Annotated in this window: 15 protein-coding genes; 6 read left to right on the top strand and 9 right to left on the bottom strand. The window is 58.7% G+C overall.

What is annotated here, in order from left to right; genetic code table 11:
- The first annotated feature begins 165 nt into the window (after positions 1–165).
- The 4 genes from AC07VV_RS05200 to AC07VV_RS05185 all read left to right on the top strand — a co-directional run bounded on the left by AC07VV_RS05200 (position 166) and on the right by AC07VV_RS05185 (position 5,599).
- The gene (locus AC07VV_RS05200) at positions 166–1,290 is read left to right on the top strand and encodes a sugar diacid recognition domain-containing protein (protein WP_096821508.1); all 1,125 of its coding nucleotides are present in this window, start codon (positions 166–168) and stop codon (positions 1,288–1,290) included.
- A 91-nt stretch (positions 1,291–1,381) separates the two neighbouring features.
- Positions 1,382–2,521 carry a glycerate kinase gene (locus AC07VV_RS05195; protein WP_495035544.1) on the top strand — a complete coding sequence of 380 codons (1,140 nt, stop codon included), beginning with the start codon at positions 1,382–1,384 and terminating at the stop codon, positions 2,519–2,521.
- A 223-nt stretch (positions 2,522–2,744) separates the two neighbouring features.
- A complete protein-coding gene (locus tag AC07VV_RS05190) occupies positions 2,745–4,370 on the top strand; it encodes a methyl-accepting chemotaxis protein (RefSeq protein ID WP_495035543.1) in 1,626 nt (541 codons plus the stop codon).
- Between the two features lie 41 nt (positions 4,371–4,411).
- Positions 4,412–5,599, top strand: coding sequence for a pyridoxal phosphate-dependent aminotransferase (locus tag AC07VV_RS05185; RefSeq protein WP_495035542.1), 1,188 nt, complete (start codon positions 4,412–4,414; stop codon positions 5,597–5,599).
- A gap of 35 nt (positions 5,600–5,634) precedes the next feature.
- Here AC07VV_RS05185 and AC07VV_RS05180 read toward each other — a convergent pair whose 3' ends face one another.
- From AC07VV_RS05180 to AC07VV_RS05160, 5 genes are all read right to left on the bottom strand, one after another.
- Positions 5,635–6,603, bottom strand: coding sequence for a 2-hydroxyacid dehydrogenase (locus tag AC07VV_RS05180; protein WP_495035541.1), 969 nt, complete (start codon positions 6,601–6,603; stop codon positions 5,635–5,637).
- A gap of 21 nt (positions 6,604–6,624) precedes the next feature.
- A complete protein-coding gene (locus AC07VV_RS05175; protein ID WP_495035540.1) occupies positions 6,625–7,923 on the bottom strand; it encodes an MFS transporter in 1,299 nt (432 codons plus the stop codon).
- Positions 7,924–8,045: 122 nt separating this feature from the next.
- The gene (locus AC07VV_RS05170; RefSeq protein WP_495035539.1) at positions 8,046–9,011 is read right to left on the bottom strand and encodes a sugar kinase; all 966 of its coding nucleotides are present in this window, start codon (positions 9,009–9,011) and stop codon (positions 8,046–8,048) included.
- Positions 9,004–9,786, bottom strand: a complete 783-nt coding sequence (locus AC07VV_RS05165) for a sugar phosphate isomerase/epimerase family protein (RefSeq protein ID WP_495035538.1) — start codon at positions 9,784–9,786, stop codon at positions 9,004–9,006. The genes AC07VV_RS05170 and AC07VV_RS05165 overlap by 8 nt, the downstream gene beginning before the upstream one ends.
- Positions 9,787–9,850: 64 nt before the next feature.
- The gene (locus AC07VV_RS05160; RefSeq protein WP_495035537.1) at positions 9,851–10,876 is read right to left on the bottom strand and encodes a LacI family DNA-binding transcriptional regulator; all 1,026 of its coding nucleotides are present in this window, start codon (positions 10,874–10,876) and stop codon (positions 9,851–9,853) included.
- Between the two features lie 230 nt (positions 10,877–11,106).
- Between AC07VV_RS05160 and AC07VV_RS05155 the strand changes: the two genes are divergently transcribed.
- Complete coding sequence (locus tag AC07VV_RS05155; protein ID WP_495035536.1) at positions 11,107–13,962, top strand: hypothetical protein; 2,856 nt, start codon at positions 11,107–11,109, stop codon at positions 13,960–13,962.
- Positions 13,963–14,218: 256 nt separating this feature from the next.
- Entirely contained in the window at positions 14,219–16,753 is a 2,535-nt protein-coding gene (locus tag AC07VV_RS05150; protein WP_495035535.1) for an autotransporter outer membrane beta-barrel domain-containing protein, read from the top strand.
- A gap of 56 nt (positions 16,754–16,809) precedes the next feature.
- Here AC07VV_RS05150 and AC07VV_RS05145 read toward each other — a convergent pair whose 3' ends face one another.
- The 4 genes from AC07VV_RS05145 to AC07VV_RS05130 all read right to left on the bottom strand — a co-directional run bounded on the left by AC07VV_RS05145 (position 16,810) and on the right by AC07VV_RS05130 (position 22,939).
- Positions 16,810–17,451, bottom strand: coding sequence for a DUF1345 domain-containing protein (locus tag AC07VV_RS05145; protein WP_495035534.1), 642 nt, complete (start codon positions 17,449–17,451; stop codon positions 16,810–16,812).
- Positions 17,452–17,661: 210 nt separating this feature from the next.
- Positions 17,662–18,558 carry a hypothetical protein gene (locus AC07VV_RS05140; protein WP_495035533.1) on the bottom strand — a complete coding sequence of 299 codons (897 nt, stop codon included), beginning with the start codon at positions 18,556–18,558 and terminating at the stop codon, positions 17,662–17,664.
- Between the two features lie 109 nt (positions 18,559–18,667).
- Positions 18,668–21,766: a multidrug efflux RND transporter permease subunit gene (locus AC07VV_RS05135; protein WP_495035532.1), complete on the bottom strand. Its 3,099-nt coding sequence runs from the start codon at positions 21,764–21,766 to the stop codon at positions 18,668–18,670.
- A gap of 15 nt (positions 21,767–21,781) precedes the next feature.
- Positions 21,782–22,939, bottom strand: a complete 1,158-nt coding sequence (locus AC07VV_RS05130) for an efflux RND transporter periplasmic adaptor subunit (RefSeq protein WP_096821498.1) — start codon at positions 22,937–22,939, stop codon at positions 21,782–21,784.
- Positions 22,940–23,051: the final 112 nt, after the last annotated feature.

Raw genomic sequence — 23,051 nt, 5'->3', positions numbered from 1 at the left:
TCTCTCTTTATTATGATTTTTTGCGATGCAAAGGGTAACGTTGATCGCCCTGAGAGTCTCGGCCACCTTTGGCCGGATTGTCTTTGTGCCTGAGCACAGGGTTTGCCGCCAGACCCTGTGCGGGTGAACAACCGTCCGCGCCTGTTTTCAAGGATTCCAGCCCTTATGTTCGAACTCGATCACGACCTCGCCCAGGACATCGTCGACCGGGCCATGGCCATTTTGCCGTACAACGTCAACGTCATGGACAGCCAGGGGCTGATCCTCGGCAGTGGCGAGCCGGAGCGGATCAACACCCGTCACGAAGGTGCGCAACTGGTGCTGGCTAACGGGCGAGTGGTGGAGATTGACGCGCAGACGGCGGTGCATCTGAAAGGCGTGCAGCCGGGGATCAATCTGCCGTTGCTGCTCGATCAGCGTTTGATCGGTGTGCTCGGGATCACTGGTGAGCCGGAGCAACTGCGCACTTACGCCGAACTGGTGCGCATGACGGCTGAAATGCTCGTTGGCCAGCGCAATCAGCAATCCGAGCAGCAGTGGCGGCGGCAACGCTGCGATGACTTGCTCGCGTTGCTGTTGAGCGAAGCAGGGGACTCGCCGCGTTTGGTCGATGAAGCTCAGCAACTCGGGCTGAAACCGCAACTGACGCGGGTGCCCTATCTGTTTGAATTGGGTCTGGAGCATGGGCCGGGGCAGACCGTCGAGGCGCTGAGTGCCTGGCTGATGACGCGCTATCCGGACAGCTGGTGCGTGAGTTCCGCGAAGTCGTCGCTGCTGTGGTGCCGGCCGGCGAGTCAGAACGTCGAGCATGATCGTTTGCTGGAAAAACTCGATGGCCTGGGCTGGAACATCCTGCGCATCGCCGTCGGTGGACAGGCCGATGGGCTGGCCGGGTTGCGCCGTTGCTATCGGCGGGTCGGCGACTTGCTCGCCTATGGCCGCGAAGTGTTGCCACGTTCTCGACTGCTGACTCTCAATCGCTATCGCTTGCCGGTCATGCTCTGGCGCCATCGCAACGATGATGCGCTGGATGAACTGCTCAAACCGTTGCGCAAGGTCATCGCCAAGGACAACAACGGCCAGTTGCTCGCGACCCTGCGCAGTTGGTGCGATCACGACGGGCAGAGCCAGGCCTGCGCCGATGCGTTGGGGATTCACCGCAACAGCCTGCGCTATCGGATGGAACGAATTGCCGAGTTGAGCGGGGTCGATCCGCTAAGGCTCGACGGGATGCTGGCGTTGTATCTGGGTGTGCAATTGCTGCCGCAGACTGACGATTTGTCGAAATGAACAATAAACGCCTGTCCAACTTGTGCAGCGGACAGGCGTCAACGCGCAAAGCGACTGGCAGCATGAGGGGCATTGGAACTGGAGAATTCGCATGAAAATCGTCATCGCCCCCGATTCGTTCAAGGACAGCCTGAGTGCCCAAGGCGTTGCAGAAGCCATTGCGCTGGGTCTGGCGCAGGTCTGGCCGCAGGCGACGCTGGTCAAATGCCCGATGGCCGACGGTGGCGAAGGCACGGTGGAGTCGATTCTCGCCGCGTGCGAAGGCGAACTGCGTCGCACCCGTGTGCGTGGCCCGTTGGGCGCAGCGGTTGAAGCCGCGTGGGGCTGGTTGCCGCACAACCACACCGCAATCATCGAAATGGCTGAGGCCAGTGGTCTGCAACTGGTACCGCCGGGGCAACGCGATGCGTGCATCAGCAGCACGTTCGGTACCGGTGAACTGATCCGCGCAGCGCTGGATGCCGGCGCACAACGAGTCATTCTGGCCATCGGCGGCAGCGCCACCAACGACGGCGGCGCCGGGGCGATGCAGGCGCTGGGCGTGAAACTACTGGATGCTCAAGGGCAATCGTTGGTGCCGGGCGGTCTCGCACTGGCGCAACTTGCCAGACTGGATCTCGCCGAACTCGACCCGCGTCTGGCGCAAGTCCGTTTCGACATCGCCGCCGACGTCAACAATCCGCTGTGCGGCCCCCACGGCGCCTCGGCGATTTTCGGCCCGCAGAAAGGCGCATCACCCGCGCAAGTGCAGCAACTGGATCAGGCCCTCGGTCACTTCGCCGAACTCTGCGCGCAAGCGTTGGATAAAGACGTTCGTGATGAGCCTGGCAGCGGTGCTGCGGGCGGACTGGGTTTTGCCGCCAAGGCGTTTCTCGGCGCGCAGTTCCAGGCCGGGGTTGAAGTGGTCGCCGAATTGGTCGGGCTGGCCGATGCAGTGAAAGACGCAGATCTGGTGATCACCGGGGAAGGGCGCTTCGACGCGCAGACCTTGCGCGGCAAAACCCCGTTTGGCGTGGCACGGATCGCCAAACAACACGGCGTACCGGTGATTGTCATTGCCGGCACTCTGGGCGAGGGTTATCAGGAGCTTTACGATCACGGTATCGACGCAGCATTCGCCGTCACCAGTGGCCCGATGACCCTCGAACAAGCCTGCGCCGAAGCCCCGCGCCTGTTGCGCGAACGTGCCACAGACATCGCTCGCATCTGGCGCATGGCGACCCCGACCTGACCTGTCACCCATCATCTAAAACAGCGGGTGTTTCAACGTTGAAACACCCGCAACACTTTGAAAAATATTTCTTCTTTACACGCAAACTTCCTAAAGCCTGGCCGATATAGCTAACAGGCGCACACAAGATTTCCCAGCACAGTGACGCCGGACTGAAACCCGCCCGAAGGGTCAGTGATCACGGCATGGACGCTCGTAGTTTCAATCATCCGAGAGTCCTACTATGTCCTTGCGTAATCTGAATATCGCGCCCCGTGCCTTCCTCGGTTTTGCCTTTATTGCCCTGCTGGTGATCGTGCTCGGCGTATTCGCCGTCAACCGCATGTCGGTCATCCGCCAGGCCTCTGTCGAAATGCAGACCAATCAGTTGCCCAGCGTCACTTACCTTGGCGTGGTGACGGAAAACGTATTGCGCCTGCGGATCCTGTCGTTCCGCATTCTGGTCAACCGTGACGCTGCCGGCCTGCAAGAAGCACAGACTCGCATCGGCGTGCTGGTGGACAAGGTACGCAGCGCTCAGGCCGCCTACGCCGCATTGCCGGCCGAGAGTGAAGAGCGCGCGCAATACCAGGCTTTCGCGACGACCCTGGACAACTACCTGCAAGCCCAGAACCAGATGATGGACTTGTCGCGTCAGGACAAGGTCGAGGACATGCGCACCCTGATCAACACGAAGATCAAGGACGGCACCGACCAGATGGGCGAGCAGCTCAACAAACTGATTGCGATCAATGCCGCCGGTGCCAAGGACGCGTCCATTCAGGCTGGTGAACACTACGACAGCGCGATCACTGGCATTGTCATCGTGGCGGTCTTCGCAGCATTTGCCACGGTGTTGTTGGCCTGGTTGCTGACCCGCAGCATCGTCACCCCGTTGAACCGCGCCGTCGCTGCCGCGCAAACCATCGCTGGCGGCAACCTGACCAAAGCCATTGAAATCGACGGCAAGGACGAACCGGCGCGCCTGCTTGAAGCACTGGCCGCGATGCAGACCAACCTGCGCAAGACCATCGAGCAGATCGCCGGCTCCGCCACGCAACTGGGCGCCGCTGCCGAAGAACTCAGTGCCGTGACCGAAGAAGCCTCCCGTGGCCTGCAACAACAGAACGACGAAATCGAACAGGCCGCCACCGCCGTCAACGAAATGACCGCAGCGGTGGAAGAGGTCGCACGCAACGCGGTGTCGACCTCCGAAGCGTCGAACCAGTCGACCCACGCCGCCCGCGAAGGTCGCGACCAGGTGGTGAAAACCGTCGACGCGATCCAGACCATGACCCACGACGTGCAGAACACCGCGCAAATGATCGAAGGCCTGGCGGCTCAGGGCCGCGACATCGGCAAGGTGCTGGACGTGATTCGCGCCATCGCCGAACAGACCAACCTGCTGGCGCTCAACGCCGCCATCGAAGCAGCCCGTGCCGGTGAAGCCGGACGCGGTTTCGCCGTGGTAGCGGACGAAGTTCGCGCACTGGCTCATCGCACCGCGCAATCGACCCAGGAAATCGAAAAAATGGTCGCCGGCATCCAGAACGGCACCGGCGAAGCGGTCGAGTCGATGCAGCAAAGCAACCAGCGCACCCAGTCCACTCTTGAAATGGCCCGCGCCGCTGGCGTCGCACTGGAGCAGATCACCCAGTCGATCAACCAGATCAACGAACGCAACCTGGTGATCGCCAGTGCCTCGGAAGAGCAGGCGCAGGTGTCCCGTGAAGTCGACCGCAACCTGGTCAACATCCGCGACCTCGCCACCCAATCGGCCGCCGGCGCCAACCAGACCAGCGCTGCGACCCACGAACTGTCGCGTCTGGCGGTGGATTTGAATGCGATGGTGGCGCGGTTTGTGATTTGACCTAGGGTGAAGGCTGGAGACCGCGCAATCAGGAGACGTACATGCGCTATTCAGCCTTGACCCAACGAATCGCCGGGGAGGGTGCAGCGGCCTGGCGGATTCACGACCGAGCGCTGGAGCTGCGCGCCGGGGGCATTGATGTCTTGCTGCTGTCCGTGGGTGATCCGGATTTCGATACGCCGCTGCCGATCATTCACGGCGCCATCGACAGCCTGTTGGCGGGTGATACCCATTATTCCGAAGTGCGTGGCCGGCTGGAGCTGCGCAAGCGGATTGCCGAACGCCATCGGCGACGCAGCGGTCAGGACGTCGATGCCGAGCATGTGATCGTGCTGCCCGGCGCGCAATGCGCGGTGTATTCGGTGGCGCAATGTCTGCTCGATCCGGGCGATGAAGTCATCGTCGCCGAACCCATGTATGTCACCTACGAAGGCGTGTTTGGCGCTTGCGGCGCGACCGTGGTGCCAGTGCCGGTTCGTCCGGAAAACGGCTTTCGAGTCGACCCGGCGGATGTCTCGGCGCGGATTACACCCAGGACGCGGGCCCTGTTGCTCAACAGTCCCAACAACCCCTCCGGCGCCAGTCTGTCTCTGTTGATCTGGCAGGAGCTGGCGGCGCTGTGCATTCGTCATGACTTGTGGCTGATCAGCGATGAGGTCTACAGCGAATTGTTATACGAGGGTGAGCACGTCAGTCCGGCGAGTTTGCCGGGCATGGCCGAGCGCACGGCGACCATCAACAGCCTGTCCAAATCTCACGCGATGACCGGTTGGCGCATCGGCTGGATGATCGGACCCAAACCCTTGGCCGAACATCTGGTGAACCTGTCGCTGAGCATGCTGTTCGGTCTGCCGGATTTTGTGCAGAAGGCCGCGCAGGTCGCACTGGAAAAGGATCTGCCGGAAGTGACGCAGATGCGCGAGGAATACCGTTTGCGTCGGGATCTGGTGTGCGAACGGTTGCGCGGCTGTCCGGGGTTGTACCCGATCAAGCCGGACGGCGGGATGTTCGTGATGGTCGATGTGCGTCAGACGGGGATCGGAGCACAGGGCTTTGCCGAGCGACTGCTGGAGGGTTATGGGGTGTCGGTGCTGGCCGGTGAAGCGTTCGGGCCGAGTGCGGCGGGGCATATTCGCATCGGGCTGGTGGTGGATCGGGTGAAGCTTGCAGATGCGTGTTCAAGGATTGCGCTGTGCGCTGCGCAGCTTTTGCAAGTGCGCAGCGCCTGATCGTGTGATCGTTCCCACGTAGAGCGTGGGAACGATCAACGTGGGGGATTCACCAGGTTGGCGGGCCTTTCTCCCGCCAGCGCCGCCAACAGATTCTCCACCGCACACCGCGCCATGGCTTCGCGCGTTTCGTGGGTTGCCGACCCCATGTGCGGCGTTGCCACGACGTTGTTCAACTGCAATAACGGCGAATCGTGATTCAGCGGCTCGCGTTCAAACACATCAAGCCCCGCCGCGCGAATCCGGTTATGCCGCAACGCTTCGATCATCGCGGCTTCGTCCACCACCTTGCCCCGGGAGATGTTGATGAAGATGCTTTTCGGACGCATCAACGCAAACTGTTCGGCGCCAATCAAACCTTCAGTCTGCGCAGTCAACGGCAGGGTCAGGCAGATGAAATCCGCCTGCCGCAGCATATCCTCAAGGCTGCAGTACTGCGCATCGAAACGTTCTTCGACCGCCGGTTTGCGCGACTTACTGTGATAGATCACCGGCATCCCGAACCCGAAATGCCCGCGCTGCGCCAACGCCTCGCCGATCCGCCCCATGCCGATGATGCCCAGCGTCTTGCCGTGCACATCGGTGCCGAAATGCGCCGGGCCGATGCTGCGATGCCAGTGACCGCCGCGCACCATGTTCGCCAGTTCCACCACCCGCCGGGCGGTGGCCAGGATCAGCGCGAAACCGGTGTCGGCGGTGGTTTCGGTGAGGACGTCCGGGGTGTTGGTCAGCATGATCCGGCGCCGGGTCAGGTAATCGATGTCGTAGTTGTCGACACCCACCGAGACGCTGGAAATCGCTTCAAGCTTGGGTGCCAGATCGAGCAGCGCCGCATCCAGTTTCAGGCTGGCGCCAAGCAGACCGTGAGCACCGGGGAGCGCGTCGCGCAGTTTCATCAGACCGTCAGCGTCGAGGCTGTCGATCAACGTCACGTCGACCTGCTCTTGCAGACGGGCCATCAGAGAAGGCGAAAGTTTCTTGTACAACACAACCTGCTTTTTCATCGCAGTCATCTCTCTGTCAATTCAGGAATGGGCCGGCAGCGGGCGCGGTGCGACGCGCTTGGCCGTCACCCGGTCGCTGGCGCCGGGCTTGAGGAAAATCGTCAGTACCACCGAGAGCATCAGCGCGCCGCTCATCAGCAGATACGAGGCGCCGGGCGAACCGGTGGAGCTGTTCAGGTAGCCGACCAGATACGAGCCGCCGAACGAACCGAGGGCGCCCATGCTGTTGATCAGCGCCATGGCGCCACCGGCAACGTTGGTCGGCAGAATCTCCGGAACGATGGCGAAGAACGGCCCGTACGGCGCGTACATACAGGCGCCGGCAATCACCAGCAGCGTGTACGACCACCAGAAATGCTCGGCACCGAGGGCGTAGGAGCCGTAGAACGCCACCGAGGCAATCAGCAGCGGCGGCCAGACGAAGCGTTTGCGCTTTTGCAGTTTGTCCGAGCCCCACGACACCAGCAGCATGCCGATCACTGCCGCCAGATACGGCAATGCCGACAGCCAGCCGGCCTCGATCATGTCCATCTGCGCACCGGCCTTGAGGATCGACGGCAGCCACAGCACAAAGCCGTAGACGCCGATGCTCCAGCAGAAAAACTGCAGCGCCAGGATGATCACCTTCGGCGAACGGAAGGCCTCGGCGTAGTTCTTCACCGCTTTGATCCCGACTTGTTCGGCCGCCAGTGCGCTTTCCAGATCCTGCTTTTCCCGGTCAGTGAGCCACTTGGCCTGGGCCGGACGATCATCGGCGAGCTTCCACCAGATGAATGCCCAGAGCACCGCCGGCAAACCTTCGATGATGAACATCCAGCGCCAGCTGAAATGCTGCACCAGATACCCTGAAACCACCGACATCCACAGCATGGTTACCGGGTTGCCGAGGATCAGGAAGGTGTTGGCCCGGGAGCGTTCGGCGCGGGTGAACCAGTGGCACAGATACACCAGCATCGCCGGCATCACCGCCGCTTCGACCACGCCGAGCATGAAGCGGATGAAGATCAGCCAATAGGCGCTGGAGACCACGCCGGTCAACGTGGCGAGCCCGCCCCAAAGGATCAGGCTGACGAAAATCAGCTTCTTGACGCTGTGCTTTTGCGCATAGATCGCGCCGGGTACCTGGAAGAAAAAGTAGCCGAGGAAGAACAGCGCGCCGAGCAGCGAGGACAGGCCCGGCGTGATCATCAGGTCGGCGGCCATCCCGGACGCGGCGGCAAAGCCATAATTGGCTCGGTCCAGGTACGCCAGGCTGTAGGTGATGAACACGATCGGCATGATGTACCACCAGCGGCGGGTGGCGAGGGTTGCGGTTTTCATGGTCTTGCTCCTGAGCTTGTTGTTTTTGTCGCAGCAGGTTCAATTGTTTATTGCTTGCTCGTTCCCACGCTCTGCGTGGGAACGCCTCCGGGGACGCTTCGCGTCCCATGTGACGCAGAGCGTCACGGGCTGCATTCCCACGCAGGAGCGTGGGAACGATCAGTCATGAGTTCGGATCGCGTCGGCAAACCCTCCATGTCGCCACGGCTCTGCACCGCCCGGCTGCCGATCCAGTTGGCACGTCTGACGGCTTCGGGAAAACTCAGGTGCTCCAGCAGGGCACTGATCATCCCCACCGCAAATCCGTCCCCGGCACCGACCGTGTCGACCACAGTTTCAACCGGCACCCCGGCGACAAACCCCTGATCCAGATGCGTGCGGTAATACGCGCCCTGCGGCCCGAGCTTGATCGCCACGGCTTCGGCACCCTGATCGAGATAGAACGCAGCGATATCCGCCGGATCCTCAAACCCGGTCAGCAAGCGGCCTTCGCTCAACCCCGGCAAGACCCAGTGGGCGAGGGCGGCGAGGCGGTTGATCTCGCTGATCATCTCCCGTTCGCTGGCCCACAGGCTCGGGCGCAGGTTCGGGTCGAACGACACGCTGCGCCCGGCGTTGCGCATGCGGGTCATCAGTTCATGGGACATTTCCCGGGCTGACGCGGACAGCGCCGGGGGAATGCCGGTGGCGTGCAGATGCCGGGCGCCGAGCAGCGTTGGGTTGATCGACTTCGGCGACAGGTGACTGGCTGCCGAGCCGCGACGGAAGTACTCGACCGTCGGATCACTGCCGTCATCGTTGCGGGACTTGAGCTGGAAACCGGTCGGGTGTGCTGGATCGACTTCAATGTGGCTGCAATCCAGACCCTCTCCGTGCAGGGTTTCGACCACGAAGCGACCCAGCGAATCGGCACCGACCCGGCTCAGCCACGCAACGTTGAAACCCAGTCGAGACAAGCCGATGGCCACATTGCTGTCGGCCCCGGCAATCCGTTTGTGAAACTGGTCGACGGAGGCCAGATCGCCGCTCTGTTCGGCAACAAACATGGCCATGGTTTCGCCGAACGACAGAATATCGATCTCAGACATGAGCAGGCTCCAGGCGGGATTGGCCGAGGCGGGCGAGGGCGGCGACGTGTTCGGTGGTGAGTTGCACCAGATCATCGCCCTGCAACGGGTACTCGGCGGCGCGCATGACCCCTTGGGCCATGTGCCGCAGCAGTTGTTCCCACAGATGCAGGTCGGTGGCGGCCGGCGGCACGGCCACCAGCTTGCCGTCGGCACGGCGGGCCACGGCTTTGCAATGCACATAGCCGACGTGACGGCCCAACAACCGTGCGGCGCTGCTGGCGGACTGGTCTTGCCACTGCCAGTTGCCGATATCGAAGGTCATTTTGATCGGCAGGTTGTGTTGCTCGACGGCGGCGAAGAAGCGCTGGAACGGTTCGATGCGACCGCCGTGCAGGGTCTGGTCGTTCTCCACCAGCAGTTGCACCGGACTTTGCGCAAGGATCTGCGCCAGCGTCTGCAGATCGGTGTTGTCGGTGAAGAAGCCAAGGGAAACCTTCAGCCACTTCGAGCCGAACGCTTCGGCGTTTTGCAGCGCGGTGATGAGTTCGGGATTGGGCCGCGACTGGCCGGCCAGCCATAGTTCGGTGGGCGAGGAGTAGATGCTTTGCATGGCTTGAGCTTGCGTGGCTGCGGCGAGTTTTTCGGGGACTTCGTTGGTGAGCAACTCTTCGCGCCATTCGATGCGATTGGCGCCCGCAGCGGCCAGCACTTCGATGAACGAAGCCTGGCCATGGCGTCGGACGAGGTCGGCGCCGTAGCTGGAAAGACTGATGGAAACGGCAGGTTTATTCATTGTTATCTACCTCTGAAACCGGTTTCATTTTTGTTCAAAAAAAATTTGGTGGCCCCGTAGGGCCTTATTTCGCTATTCCGCGCGTCGAGCCACGCTCGACCAGGACCGGCGTAAAATCGAGGGTTTGCGCTGCTTCATCAGTCCCACGCAAGCGTTTGAGCAAGCATTCAAATGCCTGCGCACCCATTTCGGCAGTTGGCTGGGCGAGGGCGGTGATCCCGCTGCCCACCAACGGATACCAGTCCAGATCATCCAGCGCGATCAGCCCGACGTCCTCGAACAGCCGGCAGCCGATCTCACGTAACGCCAGGGTACAGGCCAGCGCCGCCACGCCATTGGCGCAGAACAAGGCTTTCGGGCCGTTATCAGGTGTGTTCAAAAAGGTTTGAAGATCGCTCGCAAGGCTCGAGCCGGTTTCCAGCACCGCACCATTCATGCATTTGCGCTGGCCAATCTGCTGCTGAAAACTGCTGACCCGCTGGATCCGCGAACTCGTGCCGTCATAGGGTTCCGTCACCAACAACACATCTCGATAGCCACGCTGCTGAAGATGCTCCAGCGCCATCTCGATGGCCTGCGGGTTGTTCAACCCGACCATGTCGCTGTCGAGCCCGTCGACCTTGCGATCCACCAGCACCAGCGGCATTTCCCGCTTCAGCTCATCCAGCTCATCCCGGTGATGACCCAGGGTGTTCACGATCAGCCCTTCGATGTTGTACGAGCGCAACAGCGCCAGGTGTTGGCGCTCCTGCTCGTCATCGCGGTCGGTGTTGCACACCACCAGGCTGTAGCCGTGTCGACGGCAAGCGGTCTCCACCCCGTGCATCACGGCAATCGAATAAGGGTTGCGGATATCGGCCACCAGCATGCCGATCAGGCGGGTGCGTCCGCGCTTCAATCCACGCGCCATCTGATTGGGGCGGTAGCCGAGTTCGGCAATGGACTGCTCGATGCGCTGGGCAATGGCATCGGAGAGCAGGGCGCGGTCGTCGCCGATAAAACGCGAGACGCTGGCCTTGGACACGCCAGCGTGTTCGGCAACGTCGAGCATGGTCACGCGGCTGCGCTGGGCGGCGGAGAAATCGTTCACGGTTGAGTCTTCTTATTGTCTGAAACCGGTTTCAGGAGACACCAAACCCCTTGGTGGCGTCAAGTGAAGATGCTTTGCGTCGCGGGGTGGAAGTCGGATAAGTCCGACAGACGGTAGCAATACCTGTCAGATCTGACAGTAGGAAAACTCTCTGTTGAAGCGCCTAATTTTCCCGACAGAACAGCGAAAGAAAGTACCTGGGTTTTTCAAGAGTCTAGTACCAATCGGTGATGGAAAAAATGACTTCAACACCCACTAATCAAACCGCTAAGACGCCTATAGGGGTACTGGCGCAACCGCTTTCAGTCGAAGGTGTTGACGACAACGATCTGGATGGAAATATCCCCAGAGATATTCTGAAGAATGGCACTCGTATTGTTATTCCTCGCCCGGATGACACAGGGCCCAATGACCAATTGGTGGTGTTTTGGGTTCAAAATTCAATAGAAACAATTATTTTTGACCAGACTTATCCTGCGGGGATTATCGGCCTTTTTGTTTATGTGCCTTTGACTCCCAAACAAATGGCAACTGATGGTGTTGCGTACGTTTATTACAAATTGTGGAAGCGAGGTGGAGGTAATGGAGACGATTCTCCACTGCGTAAACTGACCATCGATCACACGCCTCTTTTAACCTTTTCGGAACTTGTGGCGGTGGGCGCAACACTCTGGGGGTATTGGAATAACAATACGAACCCTCCATTGACGAGTGGCGGCACTCTCAAAATTCCTTCCTTGATCAATATTGCTTTGCCCGGAGATGCCGCAGTGATTTTCTGGAGGGGATACCGGAGCCTCAACGGAAGTGGTCCTGAGGTAACAGAAGCTTATGGTCGCTGGGAAAAACCGCTTTTCAATACAGATATAACAAATGGCTTTAATCATGTAGTGCCGTTTCTTAATCATATAAGTTTGTTAATTGATGATGATTCAGCTGTTTTCGTCTGTCAGGTGTTTCGTGGCGGAAAACTCATTGCTGAGTCAGAAAAAGGATTGGTGAAAATCGATCGAGTAACACCTGGAAAACCTGGCCCTTCCGGCCTGAACGCGCAAGGAGATAAAGAAATGGGAATTAAATTTGTACCTAAAACACCACGGCCAGTTTCTACCTCGTCAGGCGGTGGGGTTAATTCGGTCGTTTCAATTGATACGCTGGCAGGAGGTTTTATTGCGAAAGCAGTGCTGGATTCCGGCGTCGTGAATTTCAACTTTACTCGTTCAGACGAAGAGTTTGATAGAGATAGTATTGAGGTTCAGTACCGTGAAAAAGGCGATCCGAACTGGATTGATTATCCAGATAAAATTGAGCTTGGCCCGGTTGCAAGCCGTCCTCCTACAACTATCCTGTTGCCTTTCGATGCAAAACTTTTTGCGGAAAAGGCTACGTCACCTGGACCGACTGTCTGGGAGTTCAGGCTTGACCTTTATAAAGACGATGGCGGTAACTCTGATCCATCCGACCCACCCATTGAGTTCATTACTGACCAAACTGCACCGGTCAATACAAAAAATCCACCCAAAAAAATCAAGCCGACACCCGCTCCAGTCTTTGTCAATGGCACTCCGCTTCCGCTGCGGACTATTGACAAAACCTGGATCGATAATAATGCGAACATTAATCTCACGGTGAATACCACTTACTTGTGGCGTCGTTCCGATGATATTTTGAAGGTCTGGTTTATCTCCGGCGTGCTGGAAGTGTTGGTATGGGATGCCGAAGTCCCTGCTACTGGTGCATTGGATATTGATAGCACTGAGTTGCTTAAATTTCCGAATGGTCGCGTCAATGTGGTCTATCAGTGGATTGACTGGCTCGGTAACGAAGGTGAAAAGTCTGCGTCTGTTGGCCTTCTGACATTGGCATTACCCTTGGCGCCATCGATCAATAAAGCGCCGTTGGTGCCAAAAACCGATCCAAATTACGCCACTACGCTTTATTGGGAGGACTTTCTAAATACGGCTTCGCCTCCGGCCCCGATCCCGCTTGCGGCTATTGTCGAAAACTCAAGTATCCTGAATGCGGTGACTGGGGATGAAGTCTATTTGGTATTAACTAAAGCTCTCGATGTGACTGTTTTTTTTGAGACTGCCACACAACAATGGGCTAACGCTAATTTGAGTTTTGATATTGACTTCACAGATCTGTATCCGCTGTTTGCTGATACCGATGACCCCGTGGACATCGAGATCAAATCCGTAATAGTGCGTACCGGACTTTCGCCTGATGCAGAGTCACCGACTGCAATCTTTACTTTTGATTCGCGTATCGCTGGTGTAATTCCTGTCAACCCGCCGGAACTGGACAATCCGGATCTTCAACTTCCGGTTGTAACGGGGGCTTCCAATGTTCCAGACGTTGTTTCGGCTGATGATCGGACCAAACCAGGTACATTCACGGTGACGAATGGTATTAACGATCCGGATATTTTGCCCACGCATTCGGTCAAGTGTTACTTGGGTACCGCGACAGTTCCTTTTGCTACTTTTAGTCCGCTCGTGGCTGTGCAGGGTTTTTCTGAACCGATCCCGGCAAACGAGATGGCCAAGTTGAAACCTCCTAGCGATACGGCTCGCTACACTATCGAGATAACCGGGTTAGGCAAGAACGTCAATAAATCCTTGCCGAAGACAGTGATCGTCAATCAAATTCCGATTGTTCTGCCGGATCCTACAATCAGAATTCGTAGTCCTTTGGTGCGCGACTATATCGAGTGCTATGGGATGACGAGTCCTACTAGTGGCTATGTACTGGGACTGCAGATTGCGAAGACTCCACTACTACCGCCGGCAACAGTTGTCACGGCACATTTTGAAGCGCATTCAAATGCAACGGGTACTGCGTTGATTCCCGGTACGGCTGCCTCGGCAACTTACACCATTCAGGCCGCCAACATACCTGACGTTGCAGGCGTTGGTACTGCTGCAAACTTCAAGGCTGCCCAACCGAGGCGAGGGGCGGTTGCATGGGGTAAATACTGGATTACAGCTCAGAATGGCCTGCAATCATCAACTCCGGTTATCAAGCCTTTGGATACTATCAATAGCAGCAACTTCTATTGCGATCTGACACTAGCCCCAGTTTAGGGTTGATATCAATGTGCTGAACTTGTTTGCGCCGCGAGGGAGACTCGATTGTCTCTCTCGCGATTTTTTCCATTATCAAAGAGAAGGAGATCGAGGATGCCTTCACTCTGGGAGGATAAATCGTCGTGCATATAAGGACTATTCCTACATAAAACATTCGGTTTTCTCATTAGGCTGTCGGACGTTTTTTAGGTGGGCGCTTTCAATACTGCCGAAAAAACAGCTTTTGTAATCGTGCAGATTTGAGGAAGTACCCATGTCCATTTTTTTTCGTTTCAAACAGCCGAACACCATCAGACTGATGATGGTGGCAACATTGATCGCGGCACCCGAGGCCTATAGCCGAACGCTGTTGCCGGGCGAAAGTGAAGTGGTCACCAATCCACCTGCGCCGGAAGCCTGGGTGGTGTCTCAGGGGGGAACACTGACCGTCAACAACGCGACAGCGCTGACCATCAGTTCACAAAGTGCCAATGTCGTTTTCAACGGTGGTCAGAGCCAGCGAATCGATGCAAACACCTCCTCGTTGAACATGTCCGGCGCTACGGTCAACAGCGCGTCGGGCCGTGGAGCCATTCAACTGATCGACAGCAATGCAACGATCGACAACTCGACGATCACCAGCACCAACAGTTTCGGACTTTTGCTGGGACGTAACATCAGCACCCCTGCATCCTCTTCTGCCACCGTGACGGGTAACAGCGTCATCACAGGCCTGATCGGCGGCGTACAAGCGGTAGGTTTTGCCGTGCTGAACCTTACAGACTCCACTGTCGTCGGCACAGGCGCCACCAGTTACGGTGTGCAACTGGGCGGCGCGACGCTTGCAGCGACGGGCAGCACGATTACCGGCGCACAGGACGGCTTACAAATCGTGACCGACACGGTAGGCGTCAATGCCAGCACAGTGACACTTAGCAACACTCGCGTGAACGGCGGAACCGGATCGGCCATCGTGCTGGGTTCGTCCGGGAGTGCGGGAACTGTCGCCACCATCAATGTCAGTGACAATTCCGAACTGGTCGGCGGGGACGGCTCGGTGTTGAGAGCAATCAACCGCTCCACCGCCAACTTCAATGTCGACGCCAGCACCCTGACTGGCAATGTGATTGCCGAAACCGGCAGTACGGTTGCACTGCTGATGCAGAACGGCGCCACGCTCAACGGCAATCTACAGAACGTCACCCAGTCCAGGTTCGACAGCGGCGCTACCTTGAACGGCAACGTAGAGGCCGTCGCGGGAACAGCGGCCACTGTCAGCCTGAACAACGGCTCGGTTATCAACGGCAACGTCGACAATGTCGCCAGCCTCTCACTGAACAATGGCAGCTCGCTGACCGGTAACGTCACCAGCGATACCAACGGCAGCGTGCTGCTGGACAACGGTTCGGTGCTCACGGGCCAGATCAACAACTCGGGTAACCTGACCATCAACAATGCTGCGCGATGGGTCATGACCGGTGATAGCACCGTACAGAATCTGGGTATGAACGACGGTGTCGTGCAAATGGGCACCAACGAGCAGTTCCAGCAGTTGAATATCGGCAATCTCACAGGTAAAGGCACCTTCGTGATGGGCACCGATCTCGGGACTGGCAGTACTGACTTCCTGAACGTGACCGGCTCTGCAAGCGGTCAGCATCAATTGCTGGTCTCTGCCACCGGAACGACGCCTGTTACCGCAGAACCGGTGAAAGTCGGCAATATTGCCGCCGGCACCGCTGCTTTTACGCTGGCCAATAAAGACACGGTGGATGCCGGTACATTCGTTTACCGACTGAAGCAGGACGGGCAGGGTCTGTACCTCAACCCCGACAAGGGAACTGTCAGCACCTCGACCAACACCGCCTTGGCTTTGGCCGGCAGTGCCCGCAGCGTACTGAACGCGGAAATGAACATGCTCAGCGACCAGATCGGTGATCGTGGATTGAGCCTCCAACCCGACGCTTCTCTTCGCGCGGCCAGCGACAGTGACACCACTAAATTGAGTAACAGTGTCTGGGTGCGTACGAATGGCAACCAGTACAGCGTCAAAAATGCCTATGGCAATGGCTACAGCCAGAACACGAACAGCATCACCGGTGGTGCCGATACCACGGTGTATATCGCTGGCCGTGCCTGGGTCATCGGTGGTTTTGTGGGCGCCAGCCACACAAACATGGACCTCAAATACGGCTCCAGCGCGACGGTCGACAGCCTGAATGCAGGCGTTTACGGCAGCACGTACGATGTTGAAAGCGGTGTATTCGTCAACCTCATGGCCAAGGTCAACCAGTTCGATAACAAGGCCAAGGTCACCATGAGCGACGGCACCCAGGCCAAGGGCGATTACAAGGCTCTGGGCGCAAGCGGTTCGGTGGCAGTGGGCAAACACATTCGTCTGAAGGACAACTGGTTTGTCGAGCCGCAGGTCCGGGTATCGACCGGCGCGACCCAAAGTGAAAGCTATCGTCTGGACAATGGTCTCAAGGTCAAGGCCGACACCATGCGCTCGCTCCAGGGCAACGCCGGGGTGAGGGGGGGACGAGTCATCGCTCTTGATAACGGCAGTCTGTTGGAGCCGAGCCTGTCGTTGGGCGCCAACCATGAGTTTGTCAAAGCCAACCGAGTCAAGATCAACGATGACAGCTTCGATGATGATCGCGCCAGCAGCGGGGTCGAATATGGCGCAGGTCTGAAGTGGACGCCGGCGCAACGCAACTGGCAGGTTTCCGGTCAGGTCGGTGGCAGCAAAGGCAACACCGTCAATCAGGACTGGAGTGGCAGTCTGCGAGTCAGTTACTTCTTCTGATGCGCTGAAACAACAAACGCCCCGTGCAGCAGTGCCGGGGCGTTTTTTTTGTGCGCTCAGCCGAAGAGCCCGGCGGCGATGTTGATCGAGAAGCCAAGAATCGCAGTATTGAACACAAACCCGATCAACGACTGTGCCAGTACGATCTTGCGGATCTCCCGCGTGGCCACGCCGACATCCGCCGTCTGCACTGCCACGCCGATGGTGAACGAGAAGTACAGAAAGTCCCAGTAATTGGGTGTCGTCAGGCCTTCGGCAAAGCGCAGCGCTGGCTCCTTGCCGTCCCAGGTGTAAAACAGCCGGGCGTAGTGGACGCAGAAAATCACCCCGATCAGCAGCCATGAGCCGATGACCGTCAGTGCGGTAAAACCGTAGTGCAGCAGTTTGCGGGTGGTTTCCAGGTCCTTGCTGCCGGCCAGTTCAATCGTGATGGCCGCCAGGCTGGCCAGTGCTGCAATACACACAACCAACAGCACCAACCCGGCGTTTTCATCCTCGATGACGGCGATCTGTTTGACGTCGGGCGCCTTCGCCCGTGCGGTGAGCCAGAGCATCAGCGCCAGATAGGTCCAGACCCCGGCGTTCCAGCCGATGAGGATCTTGCTGATGATGGAATCGGCGGGCACCAGCAGGCCGACGGCAAGGCCGAACAGGGCGGCGGCGGAAAGGCGAGGGTGGGTACGGGCGAGGAAGCGCATGGGCGGCTCTTTGTTGACGGCGTCGAGCAAACCATAGCATGGGTGTGGGTTCTGGCTGGTGCTGTGAAATTGAGAGATGTTGGCCATACTCGTCAGAGTGGTTGGCGCGGAATAAAGCCATGAGCAGTCTATTAAGGTAAACGCCTCGATACACGCTTGGTAGAAGTAGCAAGGCGCTTGAGATCGAATACTTATCGCATTCTGATCCTGTCACTTTTCGACAGACAGGATGCCATTGGATATCTCAGCGGTTACTCCGTCATCTGAAATACCTGTGAAGCTGAATGTCGCCTTCATCTCTCCTTCTGCAGTCTCTGGGTCGGGCAACGATGTGAAGGTTATCTGGCCATTTTGCGGGCGGAAGGGGTCAATCCTGCCGTCAACGATCATAAATATTGCTTCTACCTGTTTGGTCTCGGCTGCTAAATCATACTGTTTGTTCTGTGCAACGCTTGTTGAAACATGAAAAGTGAGGACTCGGTGGTGTGGATCAGGCCTTGAAGCTATATCTTCGGTATGAACTACCCAGGATTTACCAAGCGCTGGATGGTTCTGTTCCAGATTCAGGATTGCGTTTGTCGACCGATACTCGAATTTTTTGTCGTAATCAGCGATTTCAACATGTGCCGAGGCGGAGCCGGTCGCATTATTTTTTTCGGCATTCAGGTGATCTAGGTTTGAATCAGCATTCTGAATATCAAACGCTCCAGCGCTGACTACGACTTGATCACCCGTTGGATCTTCCGCCGTGAAATTCAGTGTGCCATATGCAACGTTTTTTTCTGGGTCAAAGCTGATCGTCAACGTCCCTCTGTTTGCTACATAGGGCGACAGTACGATTGTATCGTTGCTCTTCAACCAGTGGACACGCACCTCAGGATTGCTTGCGCTCAAGTCGTAGGTTTTGTTCTCAATTTTTCCGGGAGCCTCGAGATATATAACGATACTTCTATAGGTATAAAGCTGATCCGCTACAGACATTCGAGCACTGATAATCGCAGTGTCAGTACCTGAAATGAAAAATCTGTCGGCAGAAAATTTCTCGGCGTTTGGGTCGTCAGTTTGAGCAGTGAAAGAGTTCGCTAAACTGGTTTTTTGAATGTTCATTGACGGCTCCTGTTCGTGAGTGAATCAGGAGCCAATTTAGGGTTTTTTAGTATTTTATGAACCTGTCAAATATGACAGGTATAAAAGCCAATCGCCTTATAGCGAAAATTCATTTCTTGCCAGCCCACCGGGTTACGGCTTTCACCACCACCACAAAAAACACCGGCACAAAAATCACTGCCAACGTCGCCGTAATCATCCCGCCAATCACCCCGGTACCAATCGCCTGCTGACTTGCCGAGCTCGCACCCGTGGCAATCGCCAGCGGCACCACGCCCAGAATGAACGCCAGCGAGGTCATGACAATCGGCCGCAACCGCAGACGCGCCGCTTGCAGCGTGGCATCAATCAGATCATGGCCTTCGTCATACAGGCTCTTGGCAAACTCGATGATCAGGATCGCGTTCTTCGCCGACAGGCCGATGATGGTGATCAGCCCGACCTTGAAGAACACGTCGTTGGGCATCCCGCGCAGCGTGACCGCCAGCACCGCGCCGAGCACGCCGAGCGGCACAACGAGCAGCACGGAAGTAGGAATCGACCAGCTCTCGTACAACGCCGCCAGACACAGGAATACGATCAGCAGCGACAGGCCGAGGAGGATCGGCGCCTGACTGCCGGACAAGCGTTCCTGCAACGACAGACCGGTCCATTCCTGGCCCAGACCTTTCGGGCCTTGCGCCACCAGCCGTTCGATTTCCGCCATGGCTTCCCCGGTGCTGTGACCGGGTTTCGGTTCGCCGGAGATCGAGATTGCCGGGTAGCCGTTGTAGCGGGTCAACTGCGCCGGGCCTTGAGTCCATGTGGCTCGGACGAACGCCGACAGCGGCACCATTTTCCCGGCGTCGTTGCGCACGTGCATCCTCAGCAAGTCATCGACCTGACTGCGCCGGTCGCCTTCGGCCTGCACGACAACCCGTTGCATGCGGCCCTGATTGGGGAAATCGTTGACGTACGAGGAACCGATGGCAGTGGACAGCACGTTGCCGACATCGGCGAACGAAACCCCCAGGGCATTGGCCTGCTTGCGATCCACTTCCAGCTGCACTTGCGGCGCTTCGGCCAGCGCGCTTTCACGCACGTTCATCAGGATCGGGCTTTTCTCGGCGGCGGCCAGCAACTGGGTGCGCGCTTCCATCAAGGTCGCATGACCGAGGCCGCCGCGATCCTGCAGGCGGAACTCGAAACCGCTGGACGTACCCAGACCATCCACGGGCGGTGGCAGCACGGCGAAGGCCACGGCGTCCTTGATCTGGCTCAGGGCGATGTTGGCGCGGTCGGCAATCGAGCTCGCCGAGTCGTCGTGACCACGCTGCGACCAGTCCTTGAGCGTGGTGAACGCCAGCGCGGCGTTCTGCCCGCTGCCGGAGAAGCTGAAACCGAGAATCACCGTGCTGTCGCCGACACCCGGTTCGCCGGCGTTGTGCGCTTCGATCTGCTCGACCACCTGCACCGTGCGGTTCTTGCTCGCACCGGGCGGCAGTTGGATGTCGGTGATGGTGTAACCCTGGTCCTCGACCGGCAGGAACGAGGAGGGCAGGCGCGCGAAGCACAAGCCCAGGCCGACCAGCAACACAACGTAGATCAACAGATAACGACCGGTACGCTTCAACGCGTAACCGACCCAGCCCTGATAACGATCGGTCAGTTGCTCGAAGCGGCGGTTGAACCAGCCGAAGAACCCGGTTTTTTCGTGGTGTTCGCCCTTGGCGATCGGCTTGAGCAAGGTTGCGCACAACGCCGGGGTCAAGGTCAGGGCGAGGAATGCCGAGAACAGGATCGAGGTGGCCATCGACAGCGAGAACTGGCGATAGATGACGCCCACCGAACCCTGCATGAACGCCATCGGAATGAACACCGCCACCAGCACCAGCGTAATGCCGATGATCGCGCCTGTGATCTGGGTCATCGCCTTGCGCGTCGCTTCTTTCGGTGACAGGCCTTCGGTGGCCATGATTCGTTCGACGTTCTCCACCACCACGATGGCGTCGTCCACCAGAATGCCGATGGCCAGCACCATGCCGAACATGGTCAGCACGTTGATCGAGAAACCCAGCGCGAGCATGGTCGCGAAGGTGCCCATCAGCGCCACCGGCACTACCAGCGTCGGGATCAGGGTGTAGCGGATGTTCTGCAGGAACAGGAACATCACCGCAAACACCAGCAGCATCGCCTCGCCGAGGGTGTAGACCACTTTGGTGATCGAGACCTTCACGAACGGCGAAGTGTCGTAGGGGATCTTGTATTCCACGCCGGCAGGGAAGTAGCGCGACAGCTCATCCATCTTCGCCCGGATCAGCGTTGCGGTGCTGAGGGCGTTGGCGCCCGGCGCCAGTTGCACGCCGACGGCGGTGGACGGCTTGCCGTTCAGACGGGTGCCAAACTGGTATTCCTGGCTGCCGATCTCGACCCGCGCCACATCCTTGATGCGCACGGTGGAGCCGTCCGGGTTGGCCTTGAGCACGATGTCGGCGAATTCTTCCGGCGTCGACAGCTGACCCTTGACCAGAATCGTCGCGGTGATTTCCTGGGTGCTCGGATTTGGTAGATCGCCGATGCTGCCCGCCGACACCTGAGCGTTTTGCGCGACGATGGCGGCGTTGACGTCGGCCGGGGTCAGGTTGAAACCGATCAGCTTCTGCGGATCGACCCAGATCCGCATCGCCCGTTCGGCGCCATACAACTGAGCCTTGCCGACGCCGTCGATGCGTTTGATCTCGTTCATCACGTTGCGCGCCAGGTAATCGCTGAGCGCCACGTCGTCGAGTTTGCCGTCGCTGGAGGTGAGAGTGATCAGCAGCAGGAAACCGGCGGAGACTTTCTCCACCTGCAAGCCTTGCTGGTTGACCGCTTGCGGCAGACGCGACTCGACCACCTTGAGGCGGTTCTGCACATCGACCTGCGCCAGTTCCGGGTTGGTGCCCGGTTGGAACGTGGCTTTGATCGTGGCGCTGCCGAGGCTGCTTTGCGATTCGAAATACAGCAGGTGATCGGCGCCGTTGAGCTCTTCCTCGATCAGGCTGACCACGCTCTCGTCGACGGTCTGCGCCGAGGCGCCCGGGTACACGGCATAGATTTCGATCTGCGGCGGCGCGACGTCGGGGTATTGCGCCACCGGCAATTGCGGGATGGCCAGCGCACCGGCCAACAGGATGAACAACGCGACGACCCAGGCGAACACCGGGCGGTCGATAAAGAACTGCGGCATAGAAGAGCGTCCTGCTTACTGACCAGAGGTCTGGGCAAGTGGAAGAGGGGTGTCGTCGATCTGCACCACTTCGCCCGGACGGGCGTGTTGCAGGCCTTCGATGACAATGCGGTCGCCGGGCTTGAGGCCGCCGGTAACGATCCAGCGGTCGTTCTGCACGGCGCCCAGTTGCACTGGCTGCTGGGCGACGCGCATCTGATCGTCGACGGTCAGGACTTGCGCCACACCGGCGCTGTCGCGCTGCACCGCGCGTTGCGGCACGGTGAGGCCATGCTGGATCACGCCTTGCTCAAGGCGCACACGAACGTAGCTGCCGGGCAGCAGATCAAGGTCCGGGTTGGGGAACTCGCTGCGCAGGATGATCTGCCCGGTGCCCGGATCGACCGTGATGTCGCTGAACAGCAATTTGCCCGGTAGCGGATAGAGGCTGCCGTCGTCCTGAATCAGCGTGGCCTTGACCTGATCCTGGCCGACCTGCTGTAACTGGCCGGAACGGAAGGCCCGGCGCAGCTCATTCAATTCACGGGTCGACTGGGTGAGGTCGGCGTGGATCGGGTTCAGTTGCTGGATCAGCGCCATGGGCGTGGTTTCGTTCTGGCCAACCAGCGCACCTTCAGTCACCAGGGCACGGCCAACACGCCCGGAAATCGGCGCGGTGACGGTGGCGTAACCGAGGTTCAGCTTCGCCCGTTCGACCGCAGCCTTGTTGGCGGCGACGTCGGCGGCGGTTTGCCGGGCATTGGCGCGAGCGTTGTCGTAGTCCTGAGCGCTGATGGCCTTGTCATCGATCAACTGGGCGTAGCGCTGTTCCTGCAGTTTTGCCTGGAACGCATTGGCTTCGGCTTTACGCAGGGCCGCTTCGGCGCTGTCGAGGTCAGCCTTGAATGGCGCCGGATCGATGCGGAACAGCACGTCACCCTTTTTCACGTCGCTGCCTTCGCGGTAGGTGCGTTGCAGCACGACGCCGGCCACTCGGGCGCGGACTTCGGCAATGCGTGGCGCGGCAATGCGCCCGCTCAGTTCGCTGCTGATCGACAGGGGGCGCGCCTCAAGGGTTTCGACCCGCACGGTGGCCGGTGGCGCCTGTTCCTCAGTGCTCGAGGATTTACCACAGGCACTCAGCGTCAGCGCCAATGCGATCAGGCCGAGCCCGGCCAGCAGATTCTTCGACATGTACAACCCCCAATATTGATGTGCGCATCCTACGGGCAGGCACCGAAGGTAGCGGTGAAGCTTTGTAGGTGCTGTGTGAAATTGTGTAAGGGTTTTGCTCAGGGACGAGTGA

This window comes from Pseudomonas sp. GW821-FHT02C04 (assembly GCF_059421845.1).
This window is presented reverse-complemented; position numbering and strand designations above follow the sequence as displayed.